The following is a 19,378-nucleotide window of genomic DNA, read 5'->3' as shown; positions in this document are numbered from 1 at the left end:
CAAGACTGAACGATTATGCGGTCAACACGAGCAATTCCAAAAAGCTGTTCCAACAATCCAAAACGTACTTATTAGACGGCGTTGCCAGTTCTTTTCATAAAGCGTCTTTTCAAGAATACCCAATCTGTTTCGAAAAAGGGAAAGGGTCGCACCTGTATGATGTTGATGGCAACGCGTACATCGATTATGTAGCTGGTATGGGTCCGCTCATTTTGGGTTACAGTCCCGATACGGTGAATGAGGCGGTCAGCAGGCAACTCGAGATCGGAACCCAGTTTTGCTCACCAACCTATGATTTGTTCAAGCTTTCTAAAAAACTGGTAGAAATCATTCCTTGTGCGGAGAAAATTGTTTTTCAAAATACCGGGACCGAAGCGAATATGTTCGTGTTCAGGTTAGCAAGGGCGTATACCGGAAAATCAAAAATTATTAAGTTTGAGGGCCAGTATCATGGCTGGTCGGATGAGGAAAAAATTAGTACCGACGCTAGATCTATAGAAGAATTGGGCCCGAGAAATGATCCATGGAAAAGGCGGGAATCACTTGGGCAGCTGCCGAGCGCAACGGAGAATATCATGCTTGCGCCATGGAATGATCTGGACGCGATCAGACGTATTATAGACAAAGAGGGTCATGATATTGCGGCAATCATCACTGAACCCTTTATGTGTGATTCCGGGCCGATCCTTCCGAAAAAAGGCTATCTTGAGGGTCTTCGGCAGTTGGCAACGGAACATGGGATTTTACTTATTTTCGACGAAGTGATCACAGGCTTTAGAATGGCTTTGGGCGGTGCACAGGAATATTTTGGCGTCACGCCCGATGTTGCTGTGTTTGCTAAGGCGATCTCCGGAGGATTTCCAATTTCCGTTGTTACGGGAAAGCGGCAGGTGATGGAATGCGGCGTTCACGCATCGGGGACGTTCAATGGGAATGCTGTATCGGTTGCCGCTGCACTAGCGACAATCAACCAGCTTGAACAGCCCGGCGTGTATGAACGATTTGACCATTTGGGTAGGGTACTGACGGAGGGTATCAGAAAGCTGGGAGAAAAATACCAAGTCACGCTTCACTGCGATCATGCCGGAGCCATTTGCCTGCTCGAACTAGGCGTGGATCATCCACTGAATGACTTTAGAGAATGCCTGACGTCAATTGATCAAGAACTTTATGACCGTTTTGTCATGCGTTGCCTTGAGCTCGGCGTGCGCTTTACCCCGAATCGCGGCAGAATCTACCTTTCTACCGAACATACAGAGGAAGATATCCAAAGAACATTGAACGTTATTGAAAAAGTATTTTCTGAGTTCTGATCGTTGTTTTATAGAAACTAGAAAAGTTAGGGCAAAACAGATCTGGATTTTCCATTTTTGTGATCAATTTTATTTTACAGAGGAGAGCGATCATGGAGACGATCGATAGAGATGGGGTTCCAGGAGAAGAAAAAACCTTTGATGTGTTCAATCCTGCAACCGGAGAAATTGTAGATACATTAACACTTGATTCATTAGAATCTATTGAAGAAAAAATAATGGCATTACATAAAGGCTTTCAGACTTGGTCAAAGACATCTGCTGAAGAAAGATCAGGACTGCTGTACAAATGGTACGAGAAGATCATGGATCACCAGCACGAACTTGCAAAACTGATCACCCTTGAGAATGGTAAGCCCTATAGCGAAGCGCTTGGGGAAGTCGCATACGCTGCTAAATATTTGCAGTGGTATTCGGAAGAGGCAAAACGCATATACGGACGGACAATTCCGGCTTCATCGACAAAAAAACGGATTGTCATCACTCGTAAACCGATTGGTGTCGTTGCTGCAATTACACCATGGAACTTTCCGGCAGCAATGATCACACGCAAGGTTGGCCCTGCTCTTGCGGCTGGATGCACGTTCATCGTAAAACCGGCTCCTGAAACACCGCTAACTGCTTTCGAAATGTTTCGACTCGGTTATGAAGCAGGCATCCCAAAAGATGTGATGTGCTGCGTGCTTGCTGAAGGCAAAGTGGTTGGGGAACTTTTTACAGCAAGCCCATTGATTCGAAAAATTACGTTCACAGGATCAACGGCTGTTGGCAAGCAATTATTAAAAAACAGCGCAAGTACAGTCAAACACACGTCGATGGAATTGGGTGGCCACGCACCGCTTATAATCGATAAAGATGCGAATCTTGATCTAGCAGTTCAGCAAACACTTGTATCCAAATTTCGTAACGCTGGCCAGACCTGTATCTGCGCCAACCGGTTGATTGTTCATCAATCCATTGCAGAGCGCTTCGTTGAAAAACTTGTGCAAGCCGCCAGCACATTGAAGGTCGGAAATGGTATGGAGGACGGTATTGCAATCGGACCGATCATTAACAAACAGGGTTATGAGAAAATTATCGGTCAGCTTGAAGATGCGTGTTCGCGTGGGGCAGTCGTTGCGCTTGGAGGCAGCCATCATGGAGATGACGAAGCCGGCACCTATTTTGTCTGGCCAACAATCTTGACCAACGTTGACGAGTCAATGCGGATCATGCATGAAGAGACATTTGGACCAATCGCACCGGTGATTACATTCACAGAAATTGAAGACGCAGTGCGGCTTGCAAATGACACACCATATGGCCTGGCTGCATACTTCTTTACTGAAAATATGAAGCGCGGCATTTATTTATCCGAGCATCTGAAATACGGCATTATTGGCTGGAATGATGGCGGACCTTCTACGGTTCAAGCCCCATTCGGCGGGATGAAAGAAAGTGGAATGGGCAGAGAAGGCGGAATTGAAGGCATTGAACCTTATTTGGAGACGAAATACGTGTCGATAAACATAGCCGACTAAATAGTTTCGATGGGCAGGAAAAAAGAGAGGAGAGCCTCTCTTTTTCGCTTTTTATCGATATTTATGGCCCTTCTGTACAACTATTATTGGTTGTTTAACCGATACTCAGAAATCTTGCGAAACAAGGTTGCCCGTCCAATACCGAGCAGGGCGGCAGCTTCTTCTTTTTTCTTTCCTTCGCTTTTCACTTTGATCAGGGCTTTTTTTATTGTGTCTCGTTCAATTGTCTGCAGATTAAAATTCTGACTGGATTGTTTAATGCGCGAGTGATATTTCTCAAGCAGATAGTCAGGAAAATGTTCAACGCGAATGACGGGTTCGTCGGAGACACTGAATGCGTATGCAAACGCATTATACAATTCTTGGATATTTCCCGGCCAATCATAGGCACCTACAACATCCTGAATTTGTCTAGCAAATGTTTTTCGGACCGATTCCGCATTTAGATTAAGCAGATTTAAAAAGTAGTCGGCAAGCATCATGATGTCGCTTTTTCTCTCTCTCAGTGGTGGCATAAATATAGGAACAACACCAATTTTATAATAAAGGTCTTGACGGAAACGGCCCCTCTGCACAAAATCCATGAGATTTTTATTTGTGACACTGATCAAACGCACATTGACTTTCATCGCCTGACCGTTTTTCTCGATCAGTTTATCACTGAGAAATTTATTGAGCAGCAACTGTGTGGACTGGCCGATGCGATCAATTTCATCCAGCACAAGAGTCCCGCCGTCTAGCTTCTCTAAATATCCTTTTTTTGACGGATTTGTCCGATCACCGAACAGTAATTGATTCAGGTCGTCTTCTGAGTAGTATGAAACATTGATTTTTCGGTACATATCTTCAGGCTTATTTGCGGTTGTATGAACGAAATGGGCTGCAAAGGTTTTGCCTGTTCCATCTTCTCCTGTAATCAGGATCGGAATCGATTCATCCTTGATTTTCAATAGAATTTGCTTGATATTGAGGATCGCCGTGGATGATCCGATTAAGCCGGTCGCATGATTTTGCTTATCAATTGTGATATGTGTAGCGATCTGAGTGATATGCTCTGGATCTTCGATCAGAACAACTTCTGCTTCATCTTTTTCCAGAACGTCAATTTGGTGGACAGTTATGAAAAATTTCTTCCGGTAGGAGCCGAGATCAATCCAGACAATAGCTCCATTTGGATCTATGTGCTTTCTTCCTGTGAACTGTGCAACTAGCTTAGGGTTAGCCGCTTCATTTTCTCCTAATTGAAGCATTTTTCTAGCAGTTTTACTGATAAACTCGCACTCGCCTTGATTTAGCATCAGAAGACCCATATCGATGCAATTGACTAAAGTGGAGATCTTTTTTTCTGCAATCAGTTGTTGCCTGAAAATAATGTTTTCGTTTACTTTGGTAGCGATCACATCGGCCATCTTTTTCAAAAAGTAAATATTAGCATCTATATCGCCGAATAGTTTTTCTCTCTGTTCAACGCTGAAGGCGATCAATCCAATAACTCCGATTACTTGCTGATTAATTTTAATCGGTGTGCATATTTCTCCGTGTTCGGCGCAGTTTCCAAAATGCGGACAGCTTGTACAAATATCGTTAAAGCCTGGCCGATCGATTACGATTGTTTGTCCTCTTTCAACACATTGCCTGTAAACGGCGTCCTCGCCGCTCATTTCTTTCCATATTTTTTGTTTAATCAATCCGGTTCCGGCAATACGGAATAAATCGGCATCGGCCACCTCCACCTCAATTTTCAGGACAGCCGATATTGCCATAACAATTTGCTGAATTGTTGACTGAACCTCTCGTAATTCAACGTACATAGGTGCGCTCCTTGCTAAGTATCAAATTGATACACTAGTATCAATTTGATACTTATGATTATTTTGAAAACAGGAATCGCTGAAATTCAAATGATACATTTTACTTCAAAAGGCTATGATTATTGTGGTTACACTATATCAGACCGATGTTTATAAAACAATGAACTTGTCAGAAATTATGACAGAGACTTGGAGTCTATGGTTTTTATAAGTATCATTTCGATACTTGAATAGACAGACAATTGAAATTATAGTCAAGTTAAGCTTAATAAAGCACTCATGAGCAAAGAGAAAACGATAAATCGGCAAATAAAAGGAGGCCGGATCATCCAAAAAAATTGCGATTTTGCCAGAGTGATCAATAAGGGAGGACGTCGTCATTAGTTCCTTGAGTGATGTTTTAAAAATAGAAAGCAATAGAAGGTTATACGCAAACGTTGATTTAACAGATGTGCATGAGTTTTCGGATTCGGAGATTGAGAAGGTGCTCTCGTTTCAAAAAACGCATGAAGCATATAAAGAAACGCCTCTAAAAAGTCTTGATGCCATGGCAGAGCATTTGAATGTTTCAAAGGTGTATGTCAAGGATGAATCCTATCGGTTCGGCTTGAATGCTTTCAAAGTTATGGGCGGCATTTATTCCATTGCCTGCTGCCTGGCGGAAAAGCTCCAGCTCCCGATTGAAAAGCTTTCGTTTGATATGCTGAAAACGGGAGAAGTGAAGAAAGAGCTTGGCGATCTGACTTTTATTTCGGCGACTGATGGCAATCATGGCAGAGGAATCGCTTGGGTAGCTCGTGAATTGGGGTTGAAATCAGTCATTCGAATGCCAAAAGGCTCGTCACTAAAAAGGCTGGCTGCTATTCGGGCGGAAGGCGCCGACGCGGAAATCTGTGATGTTAATTATGACGAAACGGTTCGGCTTTGTGAACAGATCGCTCGCAAAAACGACTATTTGATGATTCAAGATACCGCATGGCCGGGTTATGAGAAAATCCCGCTCTGGATTATGCAAGGGTATGCAGCGATTGCAAAAGAGATTTCAGAACAAATCCCTGAGCCGCCTACCCACATTTTTCTTCAGGCAGGTGTTGGTTCGTACGCTGGAGGTATTGCTGCTTACTTTCTGCACAAATATCCCGATGCACCGCCAAAAATTGTACTCGTAGAACCTGATCAAGCAGACTGTTACTTTCAATCGTTTGCCCGAGAAGACGGTGCGATGCAGTCGGTTGGCGGTGATATGGCGACGATCATGGCAGGGCTTGCCTGCGGTGAACCGAACCACACGGCCTTCGAAATTTTAAGCCGGTACACCTATGGCGCAGTATCGTGCCCGGATGAAGTGACCGCGCTCGGTATGCGTATTTATGGAAATCCGCTTTACGGTGATCCACAGGTTGTCTCTGGTGAATCAGGTGCGGTAACAATGGGCGTTCTGTACTTGCTTTGTACAGAAGTGAGCCTGGAAAACGGAAGGAAAGAGCTAGGGATCAATGAATCGTCGAGAATTTTGTTGATCAGCACAGAAGGGGATACGGATCCACAATCCTACCGAGAGATTGTTTGGAAAGGCGGTTATCCAAATCTGAAAAGAGATCTGAGAGGCGAGTTAAATGTTGGCTAATGAGATGAAAAGTCAAGTTGTGTCGCTCTGCAAAGCGTTGATTAGAGAGAAGAGCTATTCAGGTGAAGAAGACAAAACAGCCCGTGTAATCACCGATTTTGCGGAGAAAAAGCAATTTGATGAAATTTCCGTTGATGAATTGGGCAATGTCGCACTTGTGATCAATGGAACGCCTGATGGACCGACGCTGCTTTTAGACGGACACATCGATACCGTTCCTGTGAACAAAGATCATTGGGAGATTGACCCTTTTCAACCGGTTGAAATCGATGGTAAACTTTATGGCCGCGGCAGTTCGGACATGAAGGGATCCGTCAGTGCGATGATTATTGCCGCTGATCAGTTCACGCGAGAAACAGGAAAAAACTTTCCCGGAAAGATCGTTATTTCCTGCAGTGTCCATGAGGAAACGTTCGAAGGCATAGCTACGAGATCAGTAAGTGAACATTTTAAACCTGATTTTGTCATCATTGGCGAGGCGACCGAACTAAACCTGAATCGAGGACAGCGTGGCAGAGCGGAGATTGTGGTTGAAACAACTGGCGTATCCGTCCATTCTGCCAATCCAGAAAAAGGCGTAAACGCCGTTACGCAAATGATGAAACTGCTTGTCGAAATTGAAAGATTGCCGGTGACGGAGGATCCGGTGTTGGGTAAAGGAATTCTTGTTCTGACTGACATTGTGTCATCGCCTTATCCGGGGAAATCTGTTCTTCCGGCTTCGTGCCGGGCGACTTTTGATCGACGCACTTTGGTGAATGAGACGAAAGCATCCGTTCTGCAGCCCATTCAGCAGCTGATTGAAAGGTTAAGCGAAGAGGATCCAACCTTTGAGGCAACAGTGTACTACTCAAAAGGAACGGATACATGCTATACCGGCAAAACCATTGAGGCAGAGCGTTTCTTCCCCGCTTGGTTATTTGATGAGCACGAGGATTTTGTGTCAAGGACACAGCAGGCACTGAGGGAGATTGGCATTCCAGCACAACTTTCCCACTATTCCTTCTGCACTAATGGCAGTCATTTTGCTGGTGAGGCAGGAATTCCGACGATCGGATTCGGTCCTTCAAGAGAAAATTTGGCACACACGGATAACGAGTACATTGAAATTGAACAGCTGACACAAGCAGTTAAAGGATTTGCAGCAATCATGCATGCGCTGCTTATTGAAAAATGAAGGTGAAAGAAGATGAACGATTTGCATGATCTAGTAATCAGAAACGGAAGAATTATCGATGGTACAGGTTCTCCATGGTTTTATGGTGATATTGCAGTCGATTTGGGCAAGATCAGCAAAATTGGCAAGCTGACTGGTGAGACTGGAAAAACAGAAATTGACGCCTATCATCAGATTGTCTGTCCTGGATTCATTGATATGCATGTGCATACTGATTTGTTTATCTTAGCGGATCCGCTTGTTGAAGCGAAAGTACGCCAGGGGATCACAACCGAGCTGCTCGGTCAAGACGGGATCGCAGCCGCTCCGCTCCCTGATGCTTATAAGGAAGACTGGCGCGGCAACTTGTCTGGTCTAGACGGTAACCCCGATATTTCTTGGGACTGGAATACGATAGATGAGTACTTGAAAAAGATTGAAGACATCCATCCAAGTTACAATCTAGCTGTTCTGGCACCGCATGGCAATATTCGGATGGAAGTGATGGGTTTGGATGATCGGCCGGCGACTGACGAAGAAATTGGTCAGATGCAAAAGGTGCTGCGACGCTGTCTAGATGAAGGCGCGGTTGGCATGTCAACCGGGCTGATCTACCCGCCTTGCTGTTTCGCCGAGATGAAAGAACTAGAAGCTTTATGCATGGTGCTTGGCGAATACGGTGTGCCGCTTGTCATTCATCAGCGCAGCGAAGGGGACGAAATTATTGAATCGATGGATGAACTGATTGAGATGATGAAGCGATGCGGCGCCCATTTGCATTTCTCGCATTTGAAAAATTGCGGTCAATTCAACTGGCATAAAACGCCTGAGGTTCTTGGAAAAATTGATCAAGCGCGAGCAGATGGTCTTGAAGTTACTTTTGATCAGTACCCGTACCCCGCAGGCAGTACAATGCTCAGCGCGACCTTGCCGCCATGGGCACATGACGGCGGGACTGAAATGATGTTGAAGCGGCTCGAGGATCCGGCCCTGTCTAAGCGGATGATTAAGGAAATGGAGACCGCGCTTGAGGGCTGGGACAGCATTTCTAAGTGGGCCGGCTGGAACGGGATTATCGTTACTTCTGTTGAGAGCGAGAAAAATCAAGACTGCGTGGGCAAAACCATTGCGGAAATAGGCAAGATAAAGAACAGGACCGATTACGCACAGATCGCACTTGATCTCATCTATGAAGAAAAAAACGCAGTTGGGATGATTGATTTTGTCATCAATGAGGACGACATCAAGATGATTGTCCGCCATCCGGCTGGAACACTTGGAACAGACGGTCTGCTAGGCGGCGAACCGCATCCGCGTGCATATGGATCTTTTCCGCGTGTGCTCGGGCGATTTGTCCGCGAAGAAAATGTATTGCCGCTTGAACAAATGATCCGTCGTTTCACATCGCAGCCGGCTCGGATTATCGGTCTTCAGGATCGTGGCATCCTGCGCGAGGGACTCGCAGCAGATATTGTTATTTTTGATCCGGACACAATTATTGATCAAGCAACTTTTGAGAATCCGCGTCAATATAACATCGGTATTGACAAGGTGATTGTCAATGGTGAGGTAGTTATCGACGGTGAAGAGGCATACCGAAAGCCGGCCGGCATTGTGTTCCGCAGAAAGTACAGCTGTTTACCGCTTTCTCAGAAAGAAGGCTGTTAAGTTGCTTGATCTTCTTATTAAAAATGGTCGCGTTTGTTCGGCAAAATCAACTCGAAAAATGGATATTGGCGTGCGTGCCGGAAAAATAGTGGTACTTGCCGAACGCTTAGAACAAGACGCTTCTGAGATTGTAGATGCGGAGGGCTGCTATGTATTGCCCGGTATTATTGATGTACACACGCACATTGATCATTGGGGCGGTACCGCAAACACAGAAGATACCTTTTTTACTGGAAGCCGTGCGGCAGCATTCGGCGGAACGACAACATTCATTGATTTTGCTGTGCAGCGGCCTGAGGAAAATGTGCGAACGGCGGTTACACGTCGAATCCGTCAGATCGAAAACGAAAGCTGCATTGATTATGGTGTGCACGCCCATGTCACCGACAGTTCAAAAACAACAATTGAGTTGATACCGGAACTGATTGCTGATGGATTTACTTCATTCAAGATGTTTACAACTTACAAAAGCGCCGGCTTTAAAATTGAAGATCCGGATATGCTTACCTTGATGAACGTGATCACGGAACACGGCGGATTTTCAATGGTTCACGCCGAGAATGACTCGTTTTGTGAAGAACTGACGGGCAGGCTGCTTGCCAAAGATCAAGCGGATGTTGTGCATTATGCGCAAAGCCGCCCACCGATGGCAGAAATAGAATGCATTTCCAGACTGCTGCTTTTCGCAAAAGTAACAGGTGCTAAACTCTATATCGTTCATGTAACAACCGCTGAAAGCGTGGAATTGATCAGACAAGCAAAACGCGAAGGAGTTGATGTCACGGCTGAAACGTGCACACATTATCTTATTTTAGACGACTGCTGCTACCAGCGGAATGACGGTTACAAATATGTGATGGCGCCGCCACTGCGCAAGGAAAAGGACATTGAGGCGTTGTGGGCCGGATTATTAGATGGCACACTTTCGATTGTCAGCAGTGATCATTGTGATTATAGTACGGATAAAAAAATAGCCGCGAAAACCAATTTTACAAAAATATCGCCGGGGCTTCATGGAATCGAATGGCTTTGGCCGCTGATGTATGAGCATGCGGTTGCGCGCCGCGACATTCCGATTGAAAAAGTTGTCGGCTGGTTATCGGAAAACCCTGCCAAGGTATTCGGAATCGCCGACAGAAAAGGAAAAATTGACATTGGGATGGACGCAGATCTATTTCTTTTTGATCCAAAACCAACCAAAGTGCTGGATGACCGGAATCATCATATGTCTTCTGATTTTTGCCCCTATAAAAGCGAGCAAGTGACCGGGAGTCCGGTAAAAGTCTACACAAACGGAAAATTGATTGTTGATGGAGATATATTTTTAGGTGAGAAAGGGGAGGGCAGACTCCTTCTCAGTAAATAGTGCCGACTGCTGATGATTTTTTACAATGAAAAGACATGCTTGAGCAATAATATCTGAAAAATAAAACAATACAAACAATTGGGAGGATTACCTATGAATATGAAAATGAATGCAAATGTTTGGAGTCTCAATGAAGGTGAATTAAGAACACCGCAAATGAATCACATTATCATGATGGCTCTTTTTATCGGTGTCGGCGTTGTTGTTGGAACATTCGGCAGCTTAGCAGTACCGCTTGGATTTGTCTCTGCGTTCTGGCCGGGCCAGGCGATTCAGAGTGTCGGATGCATTTGGTTTGGCATGTGGGGCGGTATCGCTAGCATTGTCTTCCCGCTCATTTCCAACGCGATCGCAGGAAGCGCATCGATTGCTGTATCACTGGCTTACGCACCGGGCAACTTTCTCCAAGGTATCATGGCCGGCTGGGCATTCCGCTTTTTCAAATGTGACCCGCGTCTTACAAGTGGCAAAGACTGGGCTGTATTCACTGTATTTGGTGTAATCCTTTGCAACGCGATCGGCGCAGCTTGGGGCGTGACTGTACTTAGAATGTTCGGGATGATTTCGCCATCTTCAACAATCACTGTCTTCTTCGGTTGGTCGATCGGCAACTCGGTACCATCCTTTATTCTTGGCGCAATCCTGCTGAAATTCGTTTCACCGCTGATCGTTAAGTCAAAATCATTCTGCAAAAAATATTGGGCTTAATCATTGAACCGCTGCTTGCCTAAAAAAAGAGGACTTGATCCTCTGAGAAAACATGGAGGTAATCATGGAAGGGGCTCAAAATAAAAAAATGATGAAGACTCTGCTGGCTTTAATACCAGTGGAGTCTCCACTTTATTCATTTCATCCGGTGTCACGGCTACTGCTATTTGTCATCACCGGTTTTATTCCTTTGTTTATCAACATGCCGGAACTTAATTTTATGTTTGCAGTTCTTGTGCTGCTTTTATTTATCTATTCAAAAGTCGCACTTAGTAGCTTGAAAATGTATCTCCCGGTGATTATCTGTGCCGGTATCTTTACGTTCCTGACCTTTATCTTTTTCCCGGGAAAAGATCCGAACTATCAAGTGATCGGCCACATTTTCGGGCTTCCGTTATATGATCAACCGATAATGAATGCGTGCATTGCTTACAGCAAAATTCTCGCACTGCTGCTCTCATCAATTTTCTATTTTTCAACAAACCGTGAGCGTGACATACTTGCTGCGCTACGTACCTTGAAAATGCCATTCGTTGCCAGCTATGTGCTCGGCCTGTCACTAAGATCGGCGGGGATGTTTCTTGAAGATCTGCACACAGTCCGCGAAGCGGAGCAAGCAAGAGGACTGGATTATGCAGCATTGAAGTTCACGGACAAGGTGAAGTTGTACAGTATGTACATTATTCCTCTGCTGTCGCTAGCACTGAGACGAAGCGATGAGATTAGCAATGCACTGTATGTTAAGGGTTATTCGATGAAGAATTCAGGTAAGCGGGCGGACTATATTCTGACAAAATACCATTTTTCTGCCGCAGATGTTGTTTCCTGTGTGATTTTGGTCCTGCTGCTTTTTCTGATTATCTATTTTAAGTACCGATACCAATGGTTTGACGCGAATCACTCACTTCTTCAAACCTTGTTAAAATAAAGCTTTACAGGAGAATCATTTATGGAAAAAATTATTGAAATCAATCAATTAACTTGGCAATATACCGATACCGATCATCCTGCCCTCGAAGATGTGAGTCTGGAGATCGAAGAAAACATGTTTATTGGCGTGTGCGGACCAAATGAATCGGGGAAGACGACGCTTGTTTCTTGTATCAAAGGATTGATTCCGCATAATTTTATTGGCAGTTACAAAGGCGAGGTTCGGTTATTCGGAAAAAATATCCGTGATTTAAACGCGCAAGAACTTGCGAAGTATGTGGGCTTTGTTTTCGCCGATCCCGAAGCACAGTTTACCTCAATGAGTGTTGAAGAGGAGCTGGCGTTCGGCATGGAAAATATCGGGCTGGGCAGCGATGAAATTAAAGAAAGAATTCAATGGGTGGCGGATATTACCGGACTTGAAAGCCTGCTCGATAAATCGCCTTATGATCTGTCAGGCGGACAGAAGCAGCGCGTTGCGATTGCTTCTGTCCTTGCGATGCAGCCAAGAGTTATCATTTTAGATGAGCCGACGTCGATGCTTGATCCAATTGGTAAGGATAGCATCTTCAACATTTGCGCGCGGATGAAAGAAGAGCTGCACATGACGATTATCATGGTTGAGCACACATTGGATCGGCTCGCCCGACTGTCGGATCGCCTAATTCTAGTCCATCAGGGGAAGATCGCACGATATGCAGAGCCGGAACGCTTTTTTGAAAATGTCGGGGAATTGCTGGAACTCGGACTCAATCCGCCGGCTTCTATTGTTTTTCTCGATCAGCTGAAACAGGCAGGATTGTATGACGGCCCCATGACGACCTCAGTTGAAGAAACGATTGAAATCGCACAATCAATTTGTGCGCGTAAGGAGGCGATCAAATGACCGATGTCATTGAAGTGAAAGATATGCATTTTGCCTATCGTGATGGAACAGAAGCTCTGAAAGGAATCGATTTGACTATCAAGAGCGGGGAATTTATTGCCTTGATCGGTCAGAACGGTGCTGGAAAAACGACCTTCGCGAAAACCTTGAATGGGCTGTTAAAACCTTCACAGGGCTATGTAAAGTGCGGCGGTATCGACACGAGCCAAAAGCGAGTGATTAAGAAACTGGTCAAGGAAGTCGGTTATGTTTTCCAGAATCCGGATCACCAGCTGTTCAACAATGAGGTAAGGAAAGAGATTGCCTATGCGCCGAAAAACGTTGGTCTGTCGGAAGAAGAAATCGAAGAGCGGGTGACTGAAGCTGCCGCCGTCGCAGGGATTAAAGAAGACTATCTATCAATGCATCCCTTTTTCCTGCCCAAGGGTTTGAGACAGCGCGTGTCGATCGCTTCGATTCTTGCGCTGCGGCCGAAAGTGATTATTGTTGATGAGCCGACGACAGGACAGGATTACCGTCAGTCCGTGGAGATTATGGAATTTCTGAAAAAGCTGAACGAAGAGCGGGGCCATACCATCATCATTATTACCCATGAAATGGATATCGTTGCCAAATTTGCTAAGCGTGTGATTGTGCTCTGTCAGGGGAAAATCCTGCTCGACGGCGACACAAAAGAAGTGTTTTCACAACCGGATGTATTGGCAAAAGCTTATGTGAAGGTACCGGAGGCGACGCGGATCGCTCAGGCGTTGAACAGATTTGGAATCAGCCGGGATGTGCTGTCCTCCGATGAGCTTTGGGATCAATTTCAATCGGCGATCAGCAGGTGATCGGTATGAAAAAACTACTTGTGATTAATCCAAACACGAGTGAAGATATGACGGCTTCGATTCACGAGGTAATTACAGGCGTTCTTCCACATGTGGATGTGCGTGTTGTCCGCCCAACCACTGGACCCGAATCACTGGAATCGTTCTATGATTACCAAATCGCTGCCTATGAACTCATAAAGATGGTTCAGAAGGATCAACAAACTTATGATGGTATTCTGATTGCATGTTTTGGAGATCCGGGACTCTATGCACTTAAGGAAATCTGCTCTTGTCCGGTCATTGGTATTGCAGAAGCATCTTTTTCTGCTGCACTTCTGCTCGGGAAAAAATTTGTGGTTATTACGGCTTTGCAGAAAGCCGTTCCGATGATGGAGGATCTGATCGACCAGTACGGCTTAGAAAAGCGCTGCGCCACTGTACGCGCCATTAATCTTGATGTACTGGCAATTGAACAGGACCGAGGCAGCAAATATGCTCGTTTTATTGAAGTGGGCCGCTCATGTGTGGCGGATGGTGCAGAGGTACTAATCCTTGGTTGCGCCAGCATGACCGGATTGAAAGAAAAAATGGAGGACAGTCTCCATATCCCGGTTATTGATCCGGTTGTCACGGGTATTAAAATGCTGAAGATGATCGTGGATACTGGGCTGAACACATCAAAAGCAGGGCTTTATCAAGAACCGCCGAAAGGGCTGTTTCCTTTGTAAGAAAGTATTACTTTCAGAGCAGGTTGGCCTAGTGATTGGCAGCAGACAGTTAGGCAGAGTAAAGGTTAGACAGAACAAGAGCAAACTTAGACCGAACCCCGAAAAAGTAGAGCCGAATCAGGAAGTAGTTAGACCGAAACCTGTGAAAGTAGAGCCGAAACAAGCGGAAGTGAAACCGAAATCCTGAAGTACAACCGGATCAAGCATAAATTGAGCCGAAAAAGTGTGAAAATAAACGATTGAAGAGGTGCCTTTATCTATGAAGGGTTTGATTAAAAATGGAACCATTGTCACTTCTGAGAGAGTCGTGCAAGGCGATTTGTATATGTCTGAGGGAATCATTCAGATGATCGGTAACTGTGAAGGCTTGGTGACGGATGAAGTCATCGACGCGTCCGGACTGTATATTCTGCCCGGCGGTGTCGATGTGCACACCCACCTGAATCTTCATCAAGGTAACTATGTAGCAACCGATGACTTTTATACCGGAACGGTTGCCGCAGCCTGTGGCGGTACAACATGTATCGTGGATCATATGGAATTCGGTCCAGCGGGTTGCAGCTTGAAAAACCGGGTAGACGTCTATCATGGCTACGCCTACGGAAAAGCGGTGATTGACTACAGTTTTCACGGTGTGATTCAGCATGTCGATGAGGCAATTTTAGATGAAATGGCGAGCATCATTGAAAACGAGGGCATTACAAGCTTCAAAATTTATCTGACTTATGACTACAAATTAGATGATGAAGCTGCTCTGAGAGTAATGAAACGGCTAGGCGATCTTGGCGCTGTCACCGCCATTCACTGTGAAAATGACGGTATACTTAGCTTTTTTAAGAAACACTATCTCGAACATAATCAGAAATCGCCAATTTTTCACGCACTCAGCAGGCCGGAAGAAGCTGAAGCCGAAGCAGTCGGCCGAATGATCACTCTGTCCGAAATTGCTGGAGATGCGCCGATTTATATTGTTCATGTTTCTACAGCGAAAGCGGCGAAAATCATTGCCGAAGCGAAACAGAAAAAGCGCAATGTGCACGGTGAGACTTGCCCGCAATATTTATTCCTGGACCAGGAATGTTATCGTGAGCCGGATAATGGAGGACTGAAGTACATCATGAGTCCTCCGCTGCGGAGAAAATCCAATCAAAATCTGCTTTGGAACTACATAAGTGAAGGTACACTGGATGTGATCGGAACCGATCATTGTCCGTTTAATTTTCATGGTGACAAACAGGCTGGAAGAGATGATTTCAGCAAATGCCCAAATGGCGCACCAGGGATTGAAACCCGAATTCCACTTCTTTTTTCAGAAGGCGTGATGAAAAAAAGAATTAGTCTGCAAGATTTTGTAAAGATCATCAGCACGAATCCGGCAAAGCTGATGGGCCTTTATCCAAAAAAGGGAGACATCACTGTAGGTGCAGATGCCGATCTTGTAATGATCGATCCAAAAAAGAAAGTGACGCTCAGAAGCGATTTTCTCCATGAACATGTTGATTACACATGTTATGAAGGCTTTGAGCTACAAGGCTATCCTGTGATGACGTTATCTAGAGGAGAAGTAATCTGCAAAGATGGAGCGTTTATCGGACATGAAGGTCGGGGACAATTCCTGAAAAGGAAAAAGGTTAATGATGGTGTTCGGATCTGGAACTGAAAAGAATGTAAATGGATGGGAAAAAATAGTGTTATTGTCACTATAAGAACGAAAACAAAATACCTTCTCATGATGTATGTTCACTTTCATAATCGTGCATCGTGGAAGGTATTTTTATGCATTGACGAGCTTTATTAATAGACGAGTTAAGGGTTTCGGGATTTTCTGAGTATTTTCATTGCGGCGATAATAATCATTGAAATCCTGTCAAAAATGATCATATAAATTAATATGGTTGCAAATCTTTTTTTTCATTTATTTTACTTCCCACTTTATGAAAAAAATTCTGCGAAAAGTTGAATTTTTATTTTTGGATAATAATAAGTTTTATTAATCGTGTCTTTTTGATGTCATTTTAATAGGGAGTGACTGAAGTGGTAAATTTGAACGTGAAAATTTATGCGGACGGTGCGGTACTTGACGATATGCTTTCAGCTTATGAATCTGGAATTGTTTCCGGGTTTACGACTAATCCGAGTCTAATGAAAAAGGCCGGCGTAAAAGATTATGTAGCTTTTGCCAAGGAAGTCGTTGAAAAAATTCCGGATTTGCCGTTGTCCTTTGAAGTTTTCGCAGACGATTTTGAAACAATGGAAAAGGAAGCGGAAAAGATCCATTCTTTCGGAGATAATGTTTTTATCAAGATTCCAATCACCAACACCAAGGGTGAATCTTCGATTCCTCTGATTAAGAAACTTGAAGATAAGGGTTATTCTCTGAATGTGACGGCAATCCTGACCTTGAAGCAAGTGGAAGAAACGGTAGCAGCCCTGAATCCGAATGTCGAAAACATCGTCTCCGTATTCGCCGGACGCATTGCTGATGTTGGTGTCGATCCGATTCCGTATATGAAGAAATCGGTTGAGATTTGCAAGACAAAAAAAGGGGCAAATCTGCTTTGGGCCAGCTCTCGTGAAGTGTTCAATGTGTATGAGGCTGATCGTTTAGGCGTTGACATTATTACTTGTACGCCAGAAATCATCTCGAAACTGAAAAAAGTTGGCAAACCACTGGAAGAGGTATCGCTGGATACCGTCAAAGGATTTAACAAAGATATCGAGTCACTCGGCTATTCAATTTTGTAAGCTGAATCAGTGAAAACGTTTAAAAATTAGCGGGGACGTGATCCGATCACTACATGAATAGGGAGGATAACAATGACCACTGCTATTGAACAATTGTCGATTGATACGATCCGTACCTTATCGATTGATGCGATTGACAAGGCGAATTCTGGACATCCTGGACTGCCGATGGGGGCGGCACCGATGGCATACACCCTCTGGGCAAAGAAGATGAAGCACAATCCGGCTGATCCCAAATGGTTCGACCGTGATCGGTTTGTGCTGTCAGCAGGGCATGGCTCGATGCTGCTCTACAGCTTGCTCCACTTGTTCAATTACGGCTTACCGTTGGAGGAACTCAAACGGTTCCGCCAGTGGGGCAGCCTGACACCGGGTCATCCGGAATATGGCCACACAGTAGGGGTTGAAGCAACGACCGGCCCGCTCGGGCAAGGAATCGCGATGGCGGTCGGTATGGCGATGGCCGAGGCACATCTTGCCGCCACTTATAACCGCGACGGTTTCCCGATCATTAACCACCACACCTACGCGCTTTGCGGGGACGGTGACCTGATGGAAGGTGTGGCTTCGGAAGCCGCATCCCTTGCTGGGCGGTTGAAATTAGGAAAACTGATTCTGCTCTATGATTCAAATAATATTTCACTAGACGGAAAGCTTAGCATGTCGTTCTCTGAACAGGTGCGTCAGCGTTTTGATGCGTACGGCTGGCAGACGATTCTGATCGAAGACGGCAATGATGTGGCGACGATCCAGGCAGCAATTGATCAGGCGACTGCAGATGATAAACACCCTACTCTGATCGAAGTGCGAACGACAATTGGCTTTGGTGCACCTAATGTCGCTGGCACCAGCAAGGTACATGGCAACCCACTTGGCGCAGAAGAAACCGAAGCGACAAAGAAAAATTATGGCTGGGAACATGATCCGTTCTATGTGCCGGACGAAGTGCGCGACCATTTCAATGCACTGAATGTGTCTGAAGCCGCTGCGGAAAAGGCTTGGAAGAAACAGTTTGAGGCCTATAGCGAAGCATATCCAGAACTAGCTGCCGAGCTGAGAGCGGCAATCGGCAGGGAACTCGCAGCGAATTATGCGGATCCGCTGCCGCAATACGAATTGGGTACGAAGAAAGCCACACGTCAGACGTCAGGTGAAGTAATCAATGCACTTGCCAAAACAGTGCCAGCGTTGTTCGGAGGTGCAGCGGATCTCGCATCATCAACAAAAACGGCGATCAAGGATGGCGGCGAATTTTTGCCGGAATCCTACAACGGCCGTAACATCTGGTTCGGGGTGCGTGAATTTGCCATGAGTGCCGCAGTTAACGGCATGGCGCTGCACGGCGGTGTGATTCCCTACGGATCAACGTTCTTCACCTTCTCCGATTATGCCAAACCGGCGATTCGCCTGGCCGCTCTAATGGGCATCCCATCAATCTTTGTGTTCACGCATGACTCGATCGCGGTCGGCGAAGACGGTCCGACGCATGAACCGATTGAGCAGCTGGCCGGCCTAAGGGCGATTCCAAATTTGAATGTGCTCAGACCGGCAGATGGCAATGAAGTACGCGAGGCTTGGAAAGTAGCGGTGGAAAGCCGTAACCGCCCGACCGTTCTTGTCCTAACCCGCCAGAACGTTGACACGGTGGAAGGGGAAGTGGATCAGGCCACAGAAGGCGTGCAACGCGGCGGCTATATTGTCAGTGAGGCGAAGGGTAGCAAACCGGAGGGCATTCTACTCGCAACCGGCTCAGAAGTGGGGCTGGCCGTAAAAGCGCAACAGCTGCTTGAGACGGAACAGATCCATGTACGCGTCGTCAGCTTGCCATCGTGGGAGTTGTTTCGCGAGCAGTCAGCAACCTACAAGGAAGTTGTTCTTCCGGCACACCTAACAGCACGCGTCGGCGTAGAGATGGGCGCATCCCAGGGCTGGCATGAGTTTGTCGGTTCAGAAGGCGTACTCGTCACGATCGACCGTTTCGGCGCATCAGCACCTGCAAGTACGGTTGCCAAGGAATATGGTTTTACGCCGGAAAAAGTGGCAAATCAATTCAAACGTTTGAAGTCACTTAAGCAACATATCTAAATTCATGCCTTATTTAAGCCCTT

General features: G+C 45.6%; 16 protein-coding genes. 15 read left to right on the top strand and 1 reads right to left on the bottom strand.

The features are described from left to right. The first annotated feature begins 122 nt into the window (after positions 1-122). Positions 123-1,313, top strand: a complete 1,191-nt coding sequence (locus P343_RS31705) for an aspartate aminotransferase family protein (protein WP_422784816.1) — start codon at positions 123-125, stop codon at positions 1,311-1,313. 92 nt (positions 1,314-1,405) lie between these two features. Further along, a complete protein-coding gene (locus P343_RS31700) occupies positions 1,406-2,833 on the top strand; it encodes an NAD-dependent succinate-semialdehyde dehydrogenase (protein WP_023510907.1) in 1,428 nt (475 codons plus the stop codon). A gap of 83 nt (positions 2,834-2,916) precedes the next feature. On the opposite strand, the gene P343_RS31695 is transcribed toward P343_RS31700, so the two are convergent. Next, positions 2,917-4,644, bottom strand: coding sequence for a sigma 54-interacting transcriptional regulator (locus P343_RS31695; protein ID WP_023510906.1), 1,728 nt, complete (start codon positions 4,642-4,644; stop codon positions 2,917-2,919). Between the two features lie 388 nt (positions 4,645-5,032). On the opposite strand from P343_RS31695, the gene dpaL reads away from it, so the two are divergent. The 13 genes from dpaL (at position 5,033) to tkt (ending at position 19,355) form a co-directional block, all read left to right on the top strand. Next, complete coding sequence (gene dpaL / locus P343_RS31690; protein WP_023510905.1) at positions 5,033-6,271, top strand: diaminopropionate ammonia-lyase; 1,239 nt, start codon at positions 5,033-5,035, stop codon at positions 6,269-6,271. Further along, on the top strand, positions 6,261-7,448 hold the full coding sequence (locus P343_RS31685) for a YgeY family selenium metabolism-linked hydrolase (RefSeq protein ID WP_023510904.1): 1,188 nt from the start codon (positions 6,261-6,263) through the stop codon (positions 7,446-7,448). Before dpaL ends, P343_RS31685 begins: the two co-directional genes overlap by 11 nt. A 12-nt stretch (positions 7,449-7,460) precedes the next feature. After that, complete coding sequence (locus P343_RS31680; RefSeq protein WP_023510903.1) at positions 7,461-9,095, top strand: N-acyl-D-amino-acid deacylase family protein; 1,635 nt, start codon at positions 7,461-7,463, stop codon at positions 9,093-9,095. A gap of 1 nt (position 9,096) precedes the next feature. After that, complete coding sequence (hydA, locus tag P343_RS31675) at positions 9,097-10,461, top strand: dihydropyrimidinase (protein WP_023510902.1); 1,365 nt, start codon at positions 9,097-9,099, stop codon at positions 10,459-10,461. A 93-nt stretch (positions 10,462-10,554) separates the two neighbouring features. After that, complete coding sequence (locus tag P343_RS31670; RefSeq protein WP_023510901.1) at positions 10,555-11,169, top strand: hypothetical protein; 615 nt, start codon at positions 10,555-10,557, stop codon at positions 11,167-11,169. Between the two features lie 64 nt (positions 11,170-11,233). After that, positions 11,234-12,097, top strand: a complete 864-nt coding sequence (locus tag P343_RS31665; protein ID WP_023510900.1) for an energy-coupling factor transporter transmembrane component T family protein — start codon at positions 11,234-11,236, stop codon at positions 12,095-12,097. A 21-nt stretch (positions 12,098-12,118) separates the two neighbouring features. Then, positions 12,119-12,985 carry an energy-coupling factor ABC transporter ATP-binding protein gene (locus tag P343_RS0119030; protein ID WP_031264100.1) on the top strand — a complete coding sequence of 289 codons (867 nt, stop codon included), beginning with the start codon at positions 12,119-12,121 and terminating at the stop codon, positions 12,983-12,985. Continuing rightward, positions 12,982-13,815: an energy-coupling factor ABC transporter ATP-binding protein gene (locus P343_RS0119025; protein WP_031264099.1), complete on the top strand. Its 834-nt coding sequence runs from the start codon at positions 12,982-12,984 to the stop codon at positions 13,813-13,815. The genes P343_RS0119030 and P343_RS0119025 overlap by 4 nt, the downstream gene beginning before the upstream one ends. A gap of 5 nt (positions 13,816-13,820) precedes the next feature. Beyond that, positions 13,821-14,525 carry an aspartate/glutamate racemase family protein gene (locus P343_RS31660; RefSeq protein ID WP_023510899.1) on the top strand — a complete coding sequence of 235 codons (705 nt, stop codon included), beginning with the start codon at positions 13,821-13,823 and terminating at the stop codon, positions 14,523-14,525. Positions 14,526-14,556: 31 nt separating this feature from the next. After that, on the top strand, positions 14,557-14,712 hold the full coding sequence (locus tag P343_RS37225) for a hypothetical protein (protein ID WP_023510898.1): 156 nt from the start codon (positions 14,557-14,559) through the stop codon (positions 14,710-14,712). A 72-nt stretch (positions 14,713-14,784) separates the two neighbouring features. Beyond that, a complete protein-coding gene (hydA, locus tag P343_RS31655) occupies positions 14,785-16,185 on the top strand; it encodes a dihydropyrimidinase (RefSeq protein ID WP_023510897.1) in 1,401 nt (466 codons plus the stop codon). Between the two features lie 374 nt (positions 16,186-16,559). Further along, the gene (locus tag P343_RS31650; protein ID WP_023510896.1) at positions 16,560-17,270 is read left to right on the top strand and encodes a transaldolase; all 711 of its coding nucleotides are present in this window, start codon (positions 16,560-16,562) and stop codon (positions 17,268-17,270) included. Positions 17,271-17,342: 72 nt separating this feature from the next. Continuing rightward, positions 17,343-19,355, top strand: coding sequence for a transketolase (gene tkt / locus P343_RS31645; protein ID WP_023510895.1), 2,013 nt, complete (start codon positions 17,343-17,345; stop codon positions 19,353-19,355). Positions 19,356-19,378: the final 23 nt, after the last annotated feature.

The organism is Sporolactobacillus laevolacticus DSM 442 (assembly GCF_000497245.1).
In the GTDB taxonomy this organism is placed as follows: domain Bacteria; phylum Bacillota; class Bacilli; order Bacillales; family Sporolactobacillaceae; genus Sporolactobacillus; species Sporolactobacillus laevolacticus.
The sequence above is the reverse complement of the archived record's forward strand: the minus strand, read 5'-3'. Positions and strand labels throughout refer to the sequence as shown.

Excerpts from the sequence above, each read along its gene's own strand:
- P343_RS0119025 (WP_031264099.1), top strand. The coding sequence starts at position 12,982 with ATGACCGATGTCATTGAAGTGAAAGATATGCATTTTGCCTATCGTGAT.
- P343_RS31660 (WP_023510899.1), top strand. The coding sequence starts at position 13,821 with ATGAAAAAACTACTTGTGATTAATCCAAACACGAGTGAAGATATGACG.
- hydA (WP_023510897.1), top strand. The coding sequence starts at position 14,785 with ATGAAGGGTTTGATTAAAAATGGAACCATTGTCACTTCTGAGAGAGTC.
- P343_RS0119030 (WP_031264100.1), top strand. The coding sequence starts at position 12,119 with ATGGAAAAAATTATTGAAATCAATCAATTAACTTGGCAATATACCGAT.
- P343_RS31665 (WP_023510900.1), top strand. The coding sequence starts at position 11,234 with ATGGAAGGGGCTCAAAATAAAAAAATGATGAAGACTCTGCTGGCTTTA.
- P343_RS31700 (WP_023510907.1), top strand. The coding sequence starts at position 1,406 with ATGGAGACGATCGATAGAGATGGGGTTCCAGGAGAAGAAAAAACCTTT.
- tkt (WP_023510895.1), top strand. The coding sequence starts at position 17,343 with ATGACCACTGCTATTGAACAATTGTCGATTGATACGATCCGTACCTTA.
- P343_RS31685 (WP_023510904.1), top strand. The coding sequence starts at position 6,261 with ATGTTGGCTAATGAGATGAAAAGTCAAGTTGTGTCGCTCTGCAAAGCG.
- P343_RS31680 (WP_023510903.1), top strand. The coding sequence starts at position 7,461 with ATGAACGATTTGCATGATCTAGTAATCAGAAACGGAAGAATTATCGAT.
- P343_RS31670 (WP_023510901.1), top strand. The coding sequence starts at position 10,555 with ATGAATATGAAAATGAATGCAAATGTTTGGAGTCTCAATGAAGGTGAA.
- P343_RS31695 (WP_023510906.1), bottom strand. The coding sequence starts at position 4,644 with ATGTACGTTGAATTACGAGAGGTTCAGTCAACAATTCAGCAAATTGTT.